Below are 16397 nucleotides of genomic sequence, written 5' to 3'. Positions count from 1 at the left end.
GCGAAATCGGTCCTGGTGGACGCGTCCGCCAAGGCTCAGATTTCGCTCCGGTATGATGCTGGACCATTTTTTGGCTTCAGGTGATTCGACCTGAAGCAAAAATGGTCTGGCCGATCGCCGCCAGCACCGCTTCGAGGGTCGCATCGACTACCTCGAACCGCTCCGTTCGACCTTCGAGGCCTTCGAGTTGCGGCGGCCGCTCGGGCGCGAAGCCCAGCGCCGCCTCCACGCTCTCCGGGAATTTCGCCGGGTGGGCGGTCGACAGGGCCACCACCGGCCCGGCGGTCCGGTCGACGCGCCGCGCCGCGTGCAGGGCCACGGCGGTGTGGGGGCAGATCACCCGGCCGTTTTCGGCCCAGCTGCGCCGCATCTCCTCCACCGTCTCCGCCTCGCTGACAGACACGGCGGTCACCTCGCGCCGCAGGGCCGCCAGCAGGTCGCCCGGCAGGCTCATCCGGCCGTCCCGGGCGAAGTCCGCGAACAGGCCGCGGGTCAGGTCGGCGTCCCGGCCCGACGCCTCGAACACCAGCCGTTCGAAATTCGAGGGCGCCTGCACGTCCATGCTGACGCTGGCCGTCGGTCGGGCCTGGCTGCGCTCGTAGATCCCGGTGTCGAGCGCCCGCACGAGGGCGTCGTTGCGGTTGGTCGCGGCCACGATCCCCCCGACCGGCAGGCCGCACCGGCGCGCCGCCCAGCCGGCGAAGGCGTCGCCGAAATTGCCCGTCGGCACGACATAGGTCGCCGACCGGCCGAGGGTCGCGGCGGCGGCGGCGTAATAGGGCATCTGACCCGCCAGCCGGGCCCAGTTGATCGAATTCACCGAGCTGACATGCCGCGACGCCTTCAGCCCCGGTTCGGCCAGCAGCGCCTTCACCAGCCGCTGGCAGTCGTCGAAATCGCCGCGGACGGCCAGGTTGAGCACGTTCGGGGCGCCGGAGGTGGTCATCTGCATCCGCTGCACCGGCGAGACCCTGTCCAGCGGATGCAGGACGACGAGGTCGACCCTGTCGGCCCCGGCGAAGGCGTTCACGGCCGCCGCCCCGGTGTCGCCGCTGGTCGCCGTGAACAGCAGCAGCCGCTCGCCGCCCTGCGCCAGCGCCGCTTCGGACAGGCCGGCGACCAGCTGCATGGCCAGGTCCTTGAACGCCCCCGTGGGCCCGTGAAACAGTTCGAGGACGAACAGGTCCGGGGCGATCTCCACCAGGGGAACTGTCAACGGATGCGCGACCCGGTCCTGCACGCGCCGGGTCGCGGCCGCCAGGGCGCCCTCGGGCAGGGCGGCGCCGACAAAAGGCTCCAGCAGGCTTTGGGCCAGCGCGGCGTAGCCGGATTCGCCCTGCCCCGGCGCGGCGACGTCCAGGCGCGGCCATTGGGCCGGCGCGAACAGGCCGCCGTCGGACGCGATGCCGTCGATGACCGTTCCGGCGAAGTCGCAGGGCGGCGCCAGGCCGCGCGTGCTCACGTATTTCAGCATCGTCATCCCCGGAGCTCCGACCCCGTGTGTTGATCGTTCCACCCTAATGGCCAGGGATCGATACAGCCACACAGGATGGCGAGCGCCGTCGAGCCGCGGATCCGAATGGAAAATGGCGCACCCGAGAGGATTCGAACCTCTGACCCCTGCCTTCGGAGGGCAGTACTCTATCCAGCTGAGCTACGGGTGCGTCTGGCGGCGAACGCCGGACGAAGGGCCTTACAGCAGGACCGCGCCGCCCTCAATCCCGAATGCGCAACCGGCTTGGCGCGAACCCGTCCCCGGCCTAGCGTGTCCCTGCTTCGATGGTGGGAGGTCCCGATGCGCGTGCTTCTGTTCGGTCTGCTGCTGCTTGGGGCCTGCGCCGCCACGCCGGACGACGTGACCACCGGCCATCCCGGCGTCGCGCCGGACAGCCTCGACTCCATCGCCGAGTCCTATGTCCGCCTGATCCTCGATATCGGAGAGCTCGAGCCCGGTTACGTCGACGCCTATTACGGGCCGGCCGAATGGCAGACGGCGGCGAGGGCGGAGACCGAGACAGCGGCCGAGCTGAGCCAGCGCGCCGCCGGGCTCTCCGGCCGGCTGGCGGATTTCGATCGCAATGGCCCGTCCGGAATGACGCCCGCGGAGGTCCAGCGGCGCAAATATCTGGCCGCCCACGTCTCGGCCGCCTCGGCGCGGCTGCGCATGCTGTCGGGCGAAAAGATGAGCTTCGCCGACGAGGCCGAGGCCCTGTTCGGCATCCGGCCCGAACTGCGGCCGCTGGAGAGCTTCGACCCCGTCCTCGCCGAGATCGACGCCCTGCTGCCGGGCGAGGGTTCGCTCAGCGACCGGGTCACCGCCTTCAAGGCCCACTACATCATTCCGAGGGACCGCCTGCAGCCGGTCATGGACGCGGCCATCGCCGAATGCCGGGCGCGCACTGTGCGCCACATCGCCCTGCCGGCCAATGAGCGGTTCACCCTCAGCTTCGTCGGCGACAAGCCTTGGTCGGGCTACAACTACTATCTCGGCGACGCCGCCAGCCGGATCGAGATCAACGCCGACTTCCCGATCTACACCGAGCGGGCCATCGATCTGGGCTGCCACGAGGGCTATCCGGGCCACCACGTCTACAACGCCCTGCTGGAGAAGACCTTCGTGCGCGATCGCGGCTGGGTCGAGATGAGCGTCTATCCGCTGTTCTCCCCCATGTCCTTCGTCGCCGAGGGCAGCGCCAACTACGGCATCGACCTGGCCTTCCCGGGCGACGAGGGCACGCGCTTCGAGCGCGAGGTCCTGTTCCCGCTGGCCGGGCTCGATCCGGAGACGGCCGGGAAGAAGGCGCAGCTGGGAGTCCTGATGCGGCGGCTGGCGCGGGCCGAATACACCATCGCCGACGACTGGCTGGCGGGGCGGATCGAACGGGCGGAGGCGATCCGGCGGCTGATGAAATACTCCCTGGCCGACGAGGCCAGGGCGACCCAGCGGCTGCGCTTCATCGATGCCTACCGCAGCTACATCATCAACTACGGTCTCGGCCGCGACGTGGTCCAGGCCTGGGTCGAACGCCAGGGACCCGACCGCTGGGAGGGGATGGAGCGTCTGCTGTCGAGCCAGATATTGCCGGCGGACTTGCTTTAGGGCCGCGGTCGTCGGCCCTTCGGGACCTCCCGACCCGACGCGGCCTGGCGCTTCGCGCAGACTCGCCCTCAAGCAGCGAGCCGCCGCGCGGTGAGCGATAGGGCCCTGGCTACTGCGCCAGCATGCCCCCGTCGATCTTGAACTCGGCGCCGGTGACGAATTTGCTCTCGTCGGCGGCCAGATAGAGCACGCAATACGCCACGTCGTCCGGTTCGCCGATCCGCTTCAGCGGGATGCCGCGGCTGAGGCGTTCGTGGGCCTTGGCCTCGTCGCCGCCCGCCATGGCGATGAACGGGTCGAGGATGGGCGTCTTGATGAAGACCGGATGCACCGAGTTGCAGCGCACGTTCCAGTCGCCCTTGGCGGCCTCCAGCGCGATGGTCTTGGTGTACATCCACACCGCCGCCTTGGTGGCGTTATAGGCCCCCATGCCGGGCGCGGCGGCCAGACCGGCCACCGATGAGATGTTGACGATGGACGACGGCGCCGAGGCTCGCAGATGCGGCATGGCGTGCTTGCAGCCCAGCATGATCGACTCGATGTTGACGGCCTGGACGCGGCGCCAGTTCTCGAGCGTATCGGTCTCCACGAATTTCAGGTCGCCGCCGATGCCGGCGTTGTTGACCAGGATCGACAGCCCGCCCATGGCCGAAACCGCCTGGTCGATGACCGAGACCCACTCAGCCTCGTCGGTGACGTCGTGGGCGAAGGCGAAGGCCGCATCCGGGACCTCGGCGTTGATCGCCGCGGCCAGCGCCTGAACGCCCTCCAGATTGACGTCGGTGACCGCGACCTTCGCGCCCTCGCGCGCCAGCATCCAGGCCATGGCCTCGCCCAGCCCCCCGGCGGCGCCCGTGATCAGCGCCTTTTTCCCCGCCACCCGTCCGGCCATCATTTCGCTCCCAGTTCGGCTGCGGCCGAGTCGATGAACCGGGCCATGTCGACATCCTTGCCCGTCACGCCGCCGGCGTCGTGGGTCGTCAGCAGCACCTCGACCCGATTGTAGACGTTCGACCACTCCGGATGGTGGTCGACCTTGTCAGCCAGAAGGGCCACCCGGGTCATGAACCCGAAGGCGGCGTTGAAGTCGGCGAACGCCAGCCTGCGCTCGATCGCCGGCCGTTCGCCGCCGTGCGCGCGCCACAGCGGCAGGCCCTTGAGAGCTTCCGCAACGTCAATCCGGTCGGCCATGTCGTCCTCCTGCAGCATTCGCCGTATCGCGCGCGCCGGAGGTCCACAAGCGGTTCGGAACGCACGGCGAAGCTTCGACGTTACCGAGCGTCGCCATTCAGGACGGAGAGCAGACGTGGACAATATGTGGATCGCCGCCCTCGACCCGGCCGATCGCAAGAGGATCGAGCCTCACCTGAACGAGCGTCCCTTCACCCAGGGCCAGATGTTGTACGACGCCGGCGAGGCGGTTTCCGAAATCTGGTTTCCGATGAGCGGCGTGGTGTCGCTGATGACCATTCTCGACGATGACCGGATGATCGAGACCGCCGCCATCGGGCGCGAAGGGCTGGTCGGCGTGACCTGCGGACCCTCGAACGCCCGCGCCGCCAGCCGGGCCATCGCCCAGATCGAGGGCGTATCGGCCTGCTGCCCGTCCGATGTCTTCGCCGAGGCCCTCGGCGAAAGCGAGGGTATGCGCGCGGCGCTGGCGCGGTTCACCGAGAGCCTGTTCGCCCAGGTGCAGCAGGCGGCCGCCTGCAATGCGCAGCATCGGCTCGATGAACGCCTCGCCCGCTGGCTGTTGACCATCCACGACCGGGCCGGGGACGACCGCTTTCACCTGACCCAGGCCGACATCGCCGGCATGCTGGGCGTGCGCCGGGCCACCGTGTCCGAGGTCGGCTCGGTTCTGGAGGATCGGGGGCTGATCCGGCGCGGTCGGGGCTGGGTCCAGATCCTGGACCGCAAGGCGCTCGAAGGCGCGGCCTGCGGTTGTTATGACGCCATGCGGAGCCTGATGAAGGACCTGGGCTCCCCGCTTCCCAGGCCGGGCGCATCCATCTGAGGTGGCCCGGCAAACCGCGACCACGCGGCCCGGTGACGCCGGGCCGGCGACGCGCTAGACCGCGCTCATGACTGACGCGGCCGCCCCCTCCGGCAAGACCTCCTCCTTCGGCTTTCGCGACGTCGACGCGAAGGAGAAGGTGCAACTGGTGCGCGGCGTGTTCGACAGCGTGGCCTCGAACTACGACCTGATGAACGACCTGATGAGCGCGGGCGTGCACCGGCTGTGGAAGGACGCCGCGGCGGCGAAGCTGAATCCCCGGCCCGGCGAAACCATTCTCGACGTCGCCGGCGGCACGGGCGACATGGCCCGGCGCTACGCGAAGATGGCGCGCGCGGCCCAGGCGCGGCGCGGCGGGGCGGACGCCTCCGTCATCGTGCTGGACTACAACGCCGAAATGATCATGGCGGGCGTGCACAAGGGCGGAGAGCCCGAGATGCAATGGTCGGTCGGCGACGCCATGGCCCTGCCGCTGCCCGACGCCTCGGTCGACGCCTATTCGATCAGCTTCGGCATCCGCAACGTGGCCGACATTCCCCAGGCCCTGCGCGAGGCGCGGCGGGTGCTCAGGCCCGGTGGTCGCTTCCTGTGCCTGGAGTTCTCGCGCCCGACCGCCTCGGCGATCCGCAAGGCCTATGACGCCTGGTCCTTCCACGCCATTCCGCGCATCGGCGGCTGGGTGGCGGGCGACCGCGACAGCTACCAGTATCTGGTCGAGAGCATCCGCCGCTTCCCGGATCAGACGACCTTCAAATCCATGATCGAGGCCGCCGGCTTCAGCCGGGTGACCGTGACCAATCTGTCGGGCGGTGTCGCCGCCATCCATCACGGGTGGGCGATCTGACCCGCCGGATCGATCCCGCGACCCCGCCGCCGCCTCCGGCGACCGTGCCGGTGCGCCACCCCGTCGAAGCCTGGCTGCGCCTGCTCGGCTGGGGCTGGGTGCTGATCCGCCACGACGCCCTGGCCCCGCGCGAGATCACCCATCTGCTGCCCCTCTGGGTGCGCTGGCTGGCCCATCTGCTGCACGCCTTCGCCGGCAAGGAGGGCCGCGAGGGCCGTCCCGGCCAGCGGCTGGGCCGGGCGTTCGAACATCTGGGGCCCGTGGCCATCAAGCTGGGCCAGGTGCTGGCCACCCGGGCCGACATCTTCGGGGTGGAATTCGCCCGCGATCTGGGCCGTCTGAAGGACGCGCTCGAGCCCTTCCCGCTCGAACAGGCGCGGCGCGAGATCGAGCGCGCGCTGGGCCGGTCCGTCGAGAGCCTGTTCACCGACTTCGGTCCGCCGGTCGCCGCCGCCTCTCTCGCCCAGGCGCATCCGGCCTGGCTGGCCGACGGCCGCAAGGTGGCGGTCAAGGTGCTGCGCCCCGGCGTCGAGCGCCGCGTGGCCCAGGGCCTGGACTCCATGCGGCTGGCGGCGCGTCTCGCCGTCCGTTTCGTGCCTCTGGCGCGCCGCCTCGAGCCGTCCGCCTTCGTCGAGACCATCGCCCGGGCCCTGCAGCTGGAGCTGGACATGCGTCTGGAGGCGGCGGCGGCGTCCGAGTTGAAGGACATCATGGACAAGGTCCGGGAGTCCGGCGGCGGGCACATGACCGCCCCCGCCGTGGTCTGGGACGGCGTCGGCAGGCGCGTGCTGACGCTGGAGTGGGCCCCCGGCATGGCCATGACCGATCCGCTGGCCGCCGAACAGCCGGGGCTGGACCGCAACGGCCTGGCCGACAATCTGGTGCGCGCCTTCCTGACCCAAGCGCTGGACTACGGGACGTTCCACGCCGACCTGCACGAGGGCAATCTGTTCTGCCACGCCCCGGCCGAGCTCACCGCCATCGACTTCGGCATCGTCGGCCGGCTGGGCCATGGCGAGCGCCGCTATCTGGCGGAAATCCTCTGGGGCTTCCTGAGCCGCGACTACGACCGCATCAGCCGGGTGCATTTCGAGGCGGGCTATGTGCCCCCCGAGCATTCGGTCGAGGCCTTCGCCCAGGCCCTGCGCGCGGTCGGCGAGCCGGTGATCGGCAAACAGGCGTCGCAGGTGTCGATGGGCCGGCTGCTGGGCCAGCTGTTCGAGATCACGGCCCTGTTCGACATGCATCTGCGGCCCGAGCTGATCCTGCTGCAGAAGACCATGGTTTCGGTCGAGGGCGTGGCCCGGCGGCTGAATCCGGACCACGACCTGTGGGAGGCGGCGCGGCCGGTGGTCGAACGCTGGATCCGCCGCGAGCTGGGGCCCCAGGCCCAGGTGCGCGACGCGTTGGAGGAGCTTCGCGCCACGCTGAAGGCCCTGGCCCGGCTGGCGCAGGACCCGCCGCGGCCGCAGACGCTGGTTGTCCGCGAGACCCGGATCCCCGGCTGGGTGATCGTCTGTGTCACGCTTGCAACAAGCGCCTCCGTGGCCGCCCTTGTTCTGTCGCTTTGGCCCGCCATCGTCTGAAGTGAGTTCTGGAGACGACCCCATGAAGCCGCTTCTGATCGCCGCCGCCCTTCTGCTCGTCCCCGCCGCGGCCCAGGCCCAGGTCGCCGCCGCCACCGTGCCCAACAGCTTCGACCGCCCCGCCGCGCGGACGCAACAGCCCGTCCCGGCCATCCCCGCGGCGGCCGCCCCGGCGCCCGCGATGTCGACCACGCCCGCCAATCCCCGCTCCGAGGAAGTCCTGCGCGAGATCATCGCCGGCGGCCAGGCGGGCGCCCTTCCCTATGCCCTCATGACCGACGATCTCGCGGGCAAGGTCCGCGCGCAGGAAGCCGGCATCCTGCCCCTCCTTGAGGGCTTCGGCGCGATCCAGGCGCTCGACTTCGTCGGCAGCCAGGAGGGCGCCGACCTGTTCGCCGTCACCTTCGCCACGGCCGCGACCCAGTGGATCATCGGGTTCGACGAAGGCGGCAAGGTCGCAGCCCTGCTGTTCCGCCCGGCGGAATAGAGCTCGCCTTCCTTTCCATCGGAGCCCGCCGTGCGCCATCCTCATGCCTCGAACCCGCCAGCGCGCCGGTTCGCGCGAGCCTTCGCGGCCGGCCTTCTGTCCGTCGTCGTCCTCGCCGGCTGCGCCGGTCCGCGGATGGGTCCGGGAGGCCCGCCGGGAGGTCCGGGCGGGGGGCGGCCCGCCGCGCCGGCCCTGTTCGTCAGCCCCTTCGGCGAGCTGTTCGTCGGAGCGCCCGGCAATCCCTGGCCGACGGCCGACTGGTTCATCGGCGCCGATGAAGACCTCGACGGCGTCCTGGTTTTCGATGAGTTCGCGGCAGACGGCCGCCGCTGGTTTGATCATCTGGACGCTGACCGGGATGGCCGTCTGGGTCAGGCTGAGCTGTGGACCTACGAGGCGGCCCTGCGCCAGTACGGCGGCGGCCCGGGCGGCGGCCCGGGCGGCGGATCGTCTGGTCCCGGCGGCGGTCCGGGGGGAGGGCCGGCGGGCCTTGCGCCCCAGACAGGTCCCGGCGGCGGCCCCCCGGGCGGGTCCCGGGCCGGTCCCGACGGGGGCGGGCCGCCGCGCTCCCGCCCGCGCCGGCAGCAGAGCTACGGGCTGGTGGCGGAGGCCGGCTTCTTCAACCTGCCCCAGCCGGTCAAGGCGGCCGACGTGAATGTCGACCAGCGCGTCACCGCGGAGGAATGGGCGGCGGCGACGCAGCGCTGGTTTCTGGCGCTGGATACGGACCGCGACGGCCGGCTGACGATGGCCGGCCTGCCGGAGACGCCGCTGCAGCGGCGGGCCGAGGCGCGGCGCTAGTCGTCCCCGCCGGGACGCCCACGGCCGCTTTTGATCGTCGCCCGTTTGGCCTTGCCCTCCAGCCGCCGCTCCTTCGAGGCGCGGGTGGGTTTGGTCGGCACGCGATAGACCGGGGCGATCGACGCCTTGTCGACCAGGCCCTGCAGCCGCTCGATGGCGTCGGCGCGGTTGCGCTCCTGGGTGCGGTGGCGCACGGCGGTGATCAGGATCACCCCGTCCAGCGTCAGCCGGCTGCCCGCCAGCTTCATCAGCCGGGCCCGCACCGGCTCGGTCAGGGACGGGGAGTTGCGGGCGTCGAAGCGCATCTGCACCGCGGTCGAGACCTTGTTGACGTTCTGCCCGCCCGGTCCGCCGGCGCGGAAGAAGCGGAACTCAAGCTCGCTCTCGGGGATGACGGTCACCGCCCCGCCCCCGCAAGAATGGCCCGTTTCGCCCGCACCACGGCCTGGTCCAGCGCCTGCAGGAAGGCCGACCGGTCCTTCGGTCCGAACGGCGGCGGCCCCGAGGTGGCCACCCCCATCGAGCGCAGGTGCTCCCCCACCATCCGCCCGGCCAGGGCCGAGCCGATCGAGTCTGGCGTGAATTGCTGGCCGTTCGACTTCAGCGCCTGCGCGCCCGCCTTCAGGCAGCGGTCGGCCAGCGGGATGTCGGCGGTGACGACGATGTCGCCCGGCCCGGCCCGTTCGGCGATCCAGTCGTCGGCGATGTCCGGCCCGGCGTCGACCACGACCTGCTCGATCCACTTTTCGCGCGGCGTGTTGATCCAGCTGTTGGACACCACGAACACATGCAGGCCGTAGCGGGCCGCCACGCGATAGACCTCGTCCTTCACCGGACAGGCGTCGGCGTCGATGAACAGGCGGGGCGAAGCGGACGCGGTCATCCGCCCAACCTAGCGCGAATCGCGCTCAAGCAGCGAGTGACCGCGTCACGAGCGTTAGCGCCCTACCTTGTGTAAGCCGGCGGCATCGCCCCTTCGCCGCCCGCGCGATACCGATCCCGCAGCAGGAACTGGCGGCTGGTCGGGGCCTGTTCGGCGCCGCCGATGAAGATGGTCTCGGCGATGCTGAGCGGCTCCAGCGGGTCGCCGGACCAGATCACCACATCGGCCGCCGCGCCCGCGCGCAGCTCGCCGAACTGGCCGGCCATGCCGAAGATGCGGGCAGGATTGACCGTGATCGCCTCGATCGCCGCATCGTAGGGCAGGCCGTGCGACACGGCGTTGCCGGCGTTGTAGCGGGTCTCGCGGGCGCGGTGGATCGAGCCTTCGTTGCCCTTGATGGCGATCAGGACCCCGGCGGCGTCGAGGGCCGCGGCATTCTCCATCCGCGCCGCCCGGGTCTCGAGATCGCCCGGCAGGTTGGAGATCGGGTTCAGCAGCACCGGCACATTGGCGGCCACGATCTGGTCCGCGACCAGCCAGCCCTCCTCGGCCCCGTCGAGGATGATCTTCACCCCTTCCTCGCGCGCCAGACGCAGCACCTGCTGGATGTCGGCCGCGCGGTGCACGGTGACGATCAGCGGCAGGGTCCCGTTGGCCACCGGGATCAGCGCCTCCAGATCGGCCCGCGACAGGCTGAGGTCGCGCAGGCCCGCGCGGTCGTAGGCAGCCCGGTTGCGCGCATACAGCCGCACCTCGGCCAGGGTTTCCTTGAACTGGGTGAACTCGGCCCCGCGGGCGCCGCCCGAGACGCCGGCCCCGGCCTCGCCGAACGGGGCGACCATGGCCACGCGCGGCTTGACCAGGATGTCGGTCCCCTGCGCCAGATGGATGATCGCCGCCTGTCCGGCGAACAGGCTGGGCGCCTGGTAGCCGCCCTCGCCGACGCCGGCGAAGTCCGCGTCGCCGTCGTCCCGGTGATTGCCGCCGCCGCCGCCCGGATGGCTGGGCACGACAATGGCGCGGGTGATGCCGCCCAGGCGCGCGACCGGCAGGGTGAAGGACCACGGATCGAGGCCATAGCTGACGTCGAACGAGGCGCTGATCGAGTTGGCCCCGTTGGACTGGTCGTCCGACCCGCCGACCGACGAGATTTCCGAGGCGCCGAGGCCGCTGTCCACGGCGACAAAGCCGGGCGCGACCACCTTGCCGCGGGCGTCGATGACGCGCGCGCCCGAGGGGGCGGCGCCGGTTCCGACCCAGACGACCCGGCCGTTCTGGATCACCACCGTGCCGTTCTCGATCACCGAGGTTCCGGTCAGCACCCGTCCGCCGGTGATGGCGGTCAGGGACTGGGCGAAGGCGGGCGAGGCGAGGGCGGCGGCGCAGACGGCGCCGAGGATGAGGTTCCTGAGGCGCATCAGCGGGCTCCCTGCGGGACGTTGGCGGCGGACAGACCATAGCCGGGCTGGCCCAGCTCATAGTCGGACAGCGGCTGGTAGGCCGGGTTCATGCGGTCGAAGCTCAGCCCTCCGTCGATGAAGACCTGGTCGGCGCGGGCGTAGACGCTGAACGGATTGGCGCTCCAGATCACCACGTCGGCGCGCTTGCCGGGCTCCAGCGAGCCTGTCTGGTCGGCGATGCCCAGCGACCGGGCCGGGTTCAGGGTGATCCAGCTGATCGCCCGCTCCTCCGAGATGTTCATCCCCATCCGGCGGCCGGCGGCCAGGCCGGCGGCGGCCTCCTGGTTCAGCCGCTGGGTCAGTTCGGCGTCGTCCGAGTGGATGACGGCGCAGGAGCCTTCGGGCGCGTCGACCAGGGCGGCGTTGGCCTCGACGGCGTCGAGGGCCTCCATCTTGAAGCCCCACCAGCCGGTCCACATGTCGGCGCAGATGCCCTCGCGGGCCAGCAGGGGCGCGATCTTGTAGGCCTCGACGGCGTGGTGGAAGGCGGTGATCTCGTAGCCGAACTCCCTGGCGATATCGATCATCACCGCCATCTCGTCGGCGCGGTAGCAGTGGTTCTGGACCAGCACCGAGCCGTCCAGCACCCCGGCCAGGGTCTCGAGCTGAAGGTTGCGGGTCGGGGGCGAGCCCTCGCCGTCCTCGCGCCACTTGTCCCATTTGGCCTTGTATTCGCGGGCCGCGATGAAGGCGGCGCGATAGCCGGCGACATTGCCCATGCCGGTGGCCGGCGAGGTGTTGCGGCCGCCATAGACGCGCGACGGGTTCTCGCCGCAGGCCATCTTCAGCCCGTAGGGGGCGCCGGGCATCTTCATGCCCTGCATGGTCACCGAGGGGACGTTGCGCACGGTCACGCCGCGGCCGCCGAACAGATTGGCCGAGCCGGGCAGGATCTGGAGGGTGGTCACCCCGCCGGCGCGGGCGGCGTTGAAGCCGGGATCCTGCGGCCACAGGGAGTGTTCGGCCCAGACCTGGGCGGTGTTCGGATTGGTCGCCTCGTTGCCGTCGCTCATCCCCGACACGCCCGGCGAGGGATAGACGCCGAGGTGCGAATGCACGTCGATGATGCCCGGGGTCACGAACCGCCCTCGCGCATCGACGACGCGGTGCCCGCCCGGGACCGGGGTCGAGGCGTCGCCGACCGCGGCGACCTTGCCGTCGGTGACCACGACCACCCCGTTCTCGATGCGCTGGCCGGCGCCGGTGAAGACCGTCCCGCCGACGATGGCCATGTTCTCGCGCGGCAGGCCGCGATAGGTCGATGGGAAGGGGTCGGGGTTGGCCGCAGGGTCGAGGCCCCGGGCCAGCGGCTCGCGCGCTTCGTCGCCGGATGAATCGTCCGCGGCGGGCGTGTCGTCGTCCCCGGTGGTGGCGCAGGCCGACAGCGCAAGAGAGCCCGCCAGGACGCAGGCGACGACAGCGAGGCTGGAGCCCCGCAAGGCGTGGAATCTCATCGATCGTTCCCCTTGGGGCGCCCGGCTTGAGGATTGGGGCGCAGGTCGGGGCGGATTACAAAAGCCTCCGGCGGGTCCCGTCAAAGCCGGAAACATTACAAACCGGTAAGGCGGCTTCGCATCTCGTCGTTCGACAGGTCGGCGATGTCGAGCATCTTGATCCGCGACTGCCCGCCGCGCTGGATCGCCACCGCCGATTTCGCGACGCGCAAGGCCCTGGCCAGCAGTTTGACGAGGGCCTCATTGGCCTCGCCCTCGACCGGCCGGGCGCGCACCCGGACCTTCAGGACGGGCCGTCCCTCGCCGTCCACGTCCCAGCCGTCGATGCGGTCGGCGGAAGCGCCGGGGGTCAGTCTGACGGCGAGATGGGCCATGGCGATGGAAGATCAGACGGGCGGCGGGATTTCAACGGCGCATTCGCCGGGCGACCGCTTTCGATCCCCTGCTCGGTGTTCGGACGGTCCGCCGCTCTTGCGTGTCGCCAATCCGTCGGCTAGACACTGCACCATATGGTTCAGTATACGACATCCCGCCTCAACACCTCGTTCGCCGCGCTCTCGGACGCCACCCGACGCGGCGTTCTGGAGCAGCTCGGACGTTCGGACGCTTCGATCACCGAGCTTGCCGACAGATTCCACATGACCCTCACCGGCATGAAGAAGCACGTCGGCGTCCTTGAGCATGCCGGCTTCGTCACGACGGAGAAGGTCGGCCGCGTGCGGACCTGCAGGCTCGGCCTGCGCCGGCTCGACGAAGAGGCGGCATGGATCGAGACCTACCGCCAGATCTGGGCCGAACGCTTCGACGCGCTGGATCAGGTGGTCGAGACCTTGAAACTCAGGGAGAAAGCCGATGACTAACCCCACCCGGATCGAACGAACGTCCGGGCGCGAGCTCGTCGTGACCCGCACCTTCAACGGCCCGGCGCGCATCGTGTTCGAGGCGTGGACGAAACCCGAGCTGATGAAACTGTGGTGGGCGCCGAAGTCGATAGGCGTGCCCCTGCTGTCGTGCGTGATGGACGTTCGCCCCGGCGGAAGCTACCGGCTCGAGTTCGGGCATGACGCCTCGCAGTCCATGGCCTTCGTCGGCAAATACTTCGAAGTGGAGCCGCCCTCGCGCCTCGTCTGGACGAATGAGGAGGGCGAAGATGGCCCCGTGACCACGGTGACCTTCGAGGAGAGGGACGGCAAAACGCTCCTGACCGTCCACGAACTCTACCCCTCGAAGGAAGCCCTCGACGCCGGCCATGGGGCGGAGGAAGGAATGCCCGAACAGTTCGAGCAGCTGGACGAACTGCTGGTCACTCTGGTCGCAAAAGCGTGACGTCGCCGGCGCCGGATCCGGCCGACCTCTCCCTCCGGCCGTTGAGCCTCGCCGACGCGCCCGAGGTCCTGGCCCTCATGCGTCGGGCCGAAGGCGGCCTTGGCCGGCTCCCCGACGAGATGGATCCGCCATGGATGGAGGAGGCCCTCTCGGGCGCGCTCCAGGGCGGGATCGCCCTCGGCGCCTGGGACGGCTCGCAGCTGGTCGGCGTGATCAAGGCCAGCCGCATGCCCTCGGTGCAGTTCCAGCATGTGCTCTGGGATCTGACGGTCGCGGTCGCGCCCGAAGCGCAGGGCCGGGGCATAGGCCACAAACTGTTTCTGGAACTGCTTGCGAAGGCGTCGGCCCTGACGCCGAGGGTCGAGCGCGTTGAGCTCGTCGTCAGGGAAGGCCTGACGCATGCGATTCGCCTCTACGAACGAGTCGGCTTCCGCCAGGAGGGGCGTTTCGAGCGACGTTTCCGCCTTCCCGACGGGACGTATGAGGCCGATCTTCCGATGGCGCTGCTCATGGAGCAGCCCGTCGCCTTGCAGGGTTGAACGAGCCTGCCCATGGCGGCCCAAGCCCATGAAAAGGGCGCGGCCCCCTTCGGCGCCGCGCCCGTCTCGATCCGTTTGACCGGGCCCTACCCCAGCGCCTTCATCAGCTCCGGCACGGCGACCTTGTAATCCGCGACCCAGCCATAGTCCGCGACCTGGAAGATCGGGGCGTCGGCGTCCTTGTTGATGGCGACGATGACCTTGGAGTCCTTCATCCCGGCGAGGTGCTGGATGGCGCCCGAGATGCCGATGGCGATGTAGAGGGCCGGGGCCACCACCTTGCCGGTCTGGCCGACTTGGTAGTCGTTGGGCGCATAGCCGGCGTCGACGGCGGCGCGCGAGGCGCCCACGGCGGCGCCCAGCCGGTCAGCCAGCGGGTCCATGACGGCGTGGAACTCCTCGGCCGAACCCAGCGCCCGGCCGCCCGAGACGACGATCTTGGCCGCGCCCAGCTCCGGACGGTCCGACTTGACCATCTCCTCGCTGACGAAGACCGACTTGCCGGCGTCGGCGCCGGCGACGCTCTCGACCTTGGCCGAGCCGCCCTCGGCCGCGGCGGCGAAGCCGGTCGGACGCACGGTGATGACCTTCTTGCCATCCGACGACTGGACGGTCTCAAGCGCATTGCCGGCGTAGATCGGGCGCACGAAGGTGTCCGCGGAAACGACCTCGACAATGTCCGAGATCGGGGCGACGTCCAGCTTGGCGGCGATGCGCGGCATGAAATTCTTGCCGTCCATGCTGGCCGGCGAAAGGATGGCGTCATAGCCGCCGGCCAGGCCGACGACCGTCGCCTCGACGGCTTCGGCCAGGTGATGGCCCAGGCCCGCGGACTCGGCCAGAAGCACCTTGCGCACGCCGGCGATCTTCGCGGCGCTGTCGGCGGCCGCCTTGGCGCCCTGTCCCACCACGAGGATGTCGACATCCCCGCCGATGGCCGCGGCGGCGGTCACCGTCTTGTGGGTGGTCTCGCGGACGGTCGTGCCGTCGTGATCGGCGATGACGAGAACGGCCATTACAGGACCCCCGCTGTCTTGAGTTTGGCGACCAGATCGGCCGCGTCCGTCACCTTGACGCCCGCCGAACGCTTGGGCGGCTCGGTGACCTTCACCACCTTCAGGCGGGGCGCGACATCGACGCCGTAATCGGCGACCGCCTTGACCGCGATTTCCTTCTTCTTGGCCTTCATGATGTTGGGCAGGGAGGCGTAGCGCGGCGTGTTGAGGCGCAGGTCCACGGTGACCACGGCGGGCAGGGTCGCGGCCAGCGTCTGGATGCCGCCGTCGACCTCGCGGGTCACGGTGGCCTTGCCGCCGGCGATCCCGATCTTCGCGGCGAAGGTCGCCTGCGGCCAGTCCAGCAGGGCCGCCAGCATCTGGCCGACGGCGTTGTTGTCGCCGTCGATCGACTGCTTGCCCATCAGCACCAGATCCGGCTTCTCCTCGTCGACCACCGCCTTCAGCAGCTTGGCGATCGCCAGCGGCTCGAGGTCCGCATCCGACTGGATCAGCAGGCCGCGGTCCGCGCCCATGGCCAGGGCCGTGCGGATCGTCTCCTGGGCCTGGGTCACGCCGATGGAGACGACCACGATCTCGTCGGCCGTGCCGGCGGCGTGGTGCTCCTTGCCTTCCTTCATGCGCACGGCCTCCTCGACGGCGATCTCGTCGAACGGATTCATGCTCATCTTGACGTTGGCCAGGTCGACGCCGCTCTGGTCCGCCTTGACGCGGGCCTTGACGTTGGAGTCGATCACCCGTTTGACGGGGACGAGAACCTTCATTGCGCTATCCACAAAGTCGCCGGAATGTTGGGTCAGGCAATAGGTACGCCTTGCCCGGCCTGTCAACGTAACGCCGCGTCAACCGCCCCCGTTCGTCCGTCCCGCAAAGCCCAGGAACCT

At 70.1% G+C, this 16397-nt stretch carries 19 protein-coding genes and 1 tRNA gene; 9 read left to right on the top strand and 11 right to left on the bottom strand.

What is annotated here, in order from left to right; translation table 11 throughout:
• Nucleotides 1-76 precede the first annotated feature (76 nt).
• Together thrC and Q8Q71_RS10980 are read right to left on the bottom strand one after the other, a co-directional pair.
• Nucleotides 77-1480 (bottom strand): threonine synthase, encoded by a 1404-nt coding sequence (gene thrC / locus Q8Q71_RS10985; RefSeq protein ID WP_305759633.1) that lies wholly within the window; start codon nucleotides 1478-1480, stop codon nucleotides 77-79.
• A 107-nt stretch (nucleotides 1481-1587) separates the two neighbouring features.
• A tRNA-Arg gene (locus Q8Q71_RS10980) sits at nucleotides 1588-1664 on the bottom strand.
• Between the two features lie 131 nt (nucleotides 1665-1795).
• On the opposite strand from Q8Q71_RS10980, the gene Q8Q71_RS10975 reads away from it, so the two are divergent.
• Entirely contained in the window at nucleotides 1796-3100 is a 1305-nt protein-coding gene (locus tag Q8Q71_RS10975; protein WP_305759632.1) for a hypothetical protein, read from the top strand.
• 109 nt (nucleotides 3101-3209) lie between these two features.
• On the opposite strand, the gene Q8Q71_RS10970 is transcribed toward Q8Q71_RS10975, so the two are convergent.
• The gene (locus tag Q8Q71_RS10970) at nucleotides 3210-3995 is read right to left on the bottom strand and encodes an SDR family oxidoreductase (protein ID WP_305759631.1); all 786 of its coding nucleotides are present in this window, start codon (nucleotides 3993-3995) and stop codon (nucleotides 3210-3212) included.
• Nucleotides 3992-4291: a 4a-hydroxytetrahydrobiopterin dehydratase gene (locus Q8Q71_RS10965; protein WP_305759630.1), complete on the bottom strand. Its 300-nt coding sequence runs from the start codon at nucleotides 4289-4291 to the stop codon at nucleotides 3992-3994. Before Q8Q71_RS10965 ends, Q8Q71_RS10970 begins: the two co-directional genes overlap by 4 nt.
• 124 nt (nucleotides 4292-4415) lie before the next feature.
• On the opposite strand from Q8Q71_RS10965, the gene Q8Q71_RS10960 reads away from it, so the two are divergent.
• The 5 genes from Q8Q71_RS10960 to Q8Q71_RS10940 all read left to right on the top strand — a co-directional run bounded on the left by Q8Q71_RS10960 (nucleotide 4416) and on the right by Q8Q71_RS10940 (nucleotide 8835).
• Nucleotides 4416-5117, top strand: a complete 702-nt coding sequence (locus tag Q8Q71_RS10960) for a Crp/Fnr family transcriptional regulator (protein WP_305759817.1) — start codon at nucleotides 4416-4418, stop codon at nucleotides 5115-5117.
• 67 nt (nucleotides 5118-5184) lie between these two features.
• A complete protein-coding gene (locus Q8Q71_RS10955) occupies nucleotides 5185-5961 on the top strand; it encodes a class I SAM-dependent methyltransferase (RefSeq protein WP_305759629.1) in 777 nt (258 codons plus the stop codon).
• On the top strand, nucleotides 5949-7547 hold the full coding sequence (ubiB, locus tag Q8Q71_RS10950) for a 2-polyprenylphenol 6-hydroxylase (protein ID WP_305759628.1): 1599 nt from the start codon (nucleotides 5949-5951) through the stop codon (nucleotides 7545-7547). Before Q8Q71_RS10955 ends, ubiB begins: the two co-directional genes overlap by 13 nt.
• A 22-nt stretch (nucleotides 7548-7569) precedes the next feature.
• Nucleotides 7570-8034: a hypothetical protein gene (locus Q8Q71_RS10945; RefSeq protein ID WP_305759627.1), complete on the top strand. Its 465-nt coding sequence runs from the start codon at nucleotides 7570-7572 to the stop codon at nucleotides 8032-8034.
• A gap of 30 nt (nucleotides 8035-8064) precedes the next feature.
• On the top strand, nucleotides 8065-8835 hold the full coding sequence (locus Q8Q71_RS10940) for a hypothetical protein (RefSeq protein ID WP_305759626.1): 771 nt from the start codon (nucleotides 8065-8067) through the stop codon (nucleotides 8833-8835).
• Here Q8Q71_RS10940 and arfB read toward each other — a convergent pair.
• The 5 genes from arfB to Q8Q71_RS10915 form a co-directional block, all read right to left on the bottom strand.
• Complete coding sequence (gene arfB / locus Q8Q71_RS10935) at nucleotides 8832-9236, bottom strand: alternative ribosome rescue aminoacyl-tRNA hydrolase ArfB (RefSeq protein WP_305759625.1); 405 nt, start codon at nucleotides 9234-9236, stop codon at nucleotides 8832-8834. The two genes, Q8Q71_RS10940 and arfB, sit on opposite strands and share 4 nt — an antisense overlap.
• Nucleotides 9233-9718 (bottom strand): YaiI/YqxD family protein, encoded by a 486-nt coding sequence (locus Q8Q71_RS10930; RefSeq protein WP_305759624.1) that lies wholly within the window; start codon nucleotides 9716-9718, stop codon nucleotides 9233-9235. The genes arfB and Q8Q71_RS10930 overlap by 4 nt, the downstream gene beginning before the upstream one ends.
• Before the next feature lie 62 nt (nucleotides 9719-9780).
• On the bottom strand, nucleotides 9781-11136 hold the full coding sequence (locus Q8Q71_RS10925; protein ID WP_305759623.1) for an amidohydrolase family protein: 1356 nt from the start codon (nucleotides 11134-11136) through the stop codon (nucleotides 9781-9783).
• Nucleotides 11136-12632: an amidohydrolase gene (locus tag Q8Q71_RS10920; protein ID WP_305759622.1), complete on the bottom strand. Its 1497-nt coding sequence runs from the start codon at nucleotides 12630-12632 to the stop codon at nucleotides 11136-11138. The genes Q8Q71_RS10925 and Q8Q71_RS10920 overlap by 1 nt, the downstream gene beginning before the upstream one ends.
• A 95-nt stretch (nucleotides 12633-12727) precedes the next feature.
• Complete coding sequence (locus tag Q8Q71_RS10915; RefSeq protein ID WP_305759621.1) at nucleotides 12728-13006, bottom strand: DUF167 domain-containing protein; 279 nt, start codon at nucleotides 13004-13006, stop codon at nucleotides 12728-12730.
• A 135-nt stretch (nucleotides 13007-13141) separates the two neighbouring features.
• Here Q8Q71_RS10915 and Q8Q71_RS10910 point away from each other — a divergent pair, with 135 nt between their 5' ends.
• Genes Q8Q71_RS10910 through Q8Q71_RS10900 form a run of 3 tightly spaced genes read left to right on the top strand, consistent with a single transcriptional unit; the run spans nucleotide 13142 to nucleotide 14497 of the window.
• The gene (locus Q8Q71_RS10910) at nucleotides 13142-13492 is read left to right on the top strand and encodes a helix-turn-helix transcriptional regulator (protein WP_305759620.1); all 351 of its coding nucleotides are present in this window, start codon (nucleotides 13142-13144) and stop codon (nucleotides 13490-13492) included.
• Complete coding sequence (locus Q8Q71_RS10905; RefSeq protein ID WP_305759619.1) at nucleotides 13485-13958, top strand: SRPBCC family protein; 474 nt, start codon at nucleotides 13485-13487, stop codon at nucleotides 13956-13958. The genes Q8Q71_RS10910 and Q8Q71_RS10905 overlap by 8 nt, the downstream gene beginning before the upstream one ends.
• Nucleotides 13955-14497: a GNAT family N-acetyltransferase gene (locus Q8Q71_RS10900; protein ID WP_305759618.1), complete on the top strand. Its 543-nt coding sequence runs from the start codon at nucleotides 13955-13957 to the stop codon at nucleotides 14495-14497. The genes Q8Q71_RS10905 and Q8Q71_RS10900 overlap by 4 nt, the downstream gene beginning before the upstream one ends.
• Nucleotides 14498-14583: 86 nt before the next feature.
• Here Q8Q71_RS10900 and Q8Q71_RS10895 read toward each other — a convergent pair whose 3' ends face one another.
• Both Q8Q71_RS10895 and Q8Q71_RS10890 read right to left on the bottom strand, forming a co-directional pair.
• Nucleotides 14584-15513, bottom strand: coding sequence for an electron transfer flavoprotein subunit alpha/FixB family protein (locus Q8Q71_RS10895; RefSeq protein WP_305759617.1), 930 nt, complete (start codon nucleotides 15511-15513; stop codon nucleotides 14584-14586).
• Nucleotides 15513-16277, bottom strand: coding sequence for an electron transfer flavoprotein subunit beta/FixA family protein (locus Q8Q71_RS10890; protein ID WP_305759616.1), 765 nt, complete (start codon nucleotides 16275-16277; stop codon nucleotides 15513-15515). The genes Q8Q71_RS10895 and Q8Q71_RS10890 overlap by 1 nt, the downstream gene beginning before the upstream one ends.
• Nucleotides 16278-16397: the final 120 nt, after the last annotated feature.

The organism is Brevundimonas sp., from assembly GCF_030704825.1.
Lineage (GTDB): Bacteria > Pseudomonadota > Alphaproteobacteria > Caulobacterales > Caulobacteraceae > Brevundimonas.
The sequence above is the reverse complement of the archived record's forward strand: the minus strand, read 5'-3'. Positions and strand labels throughout refer to the sequence as shown.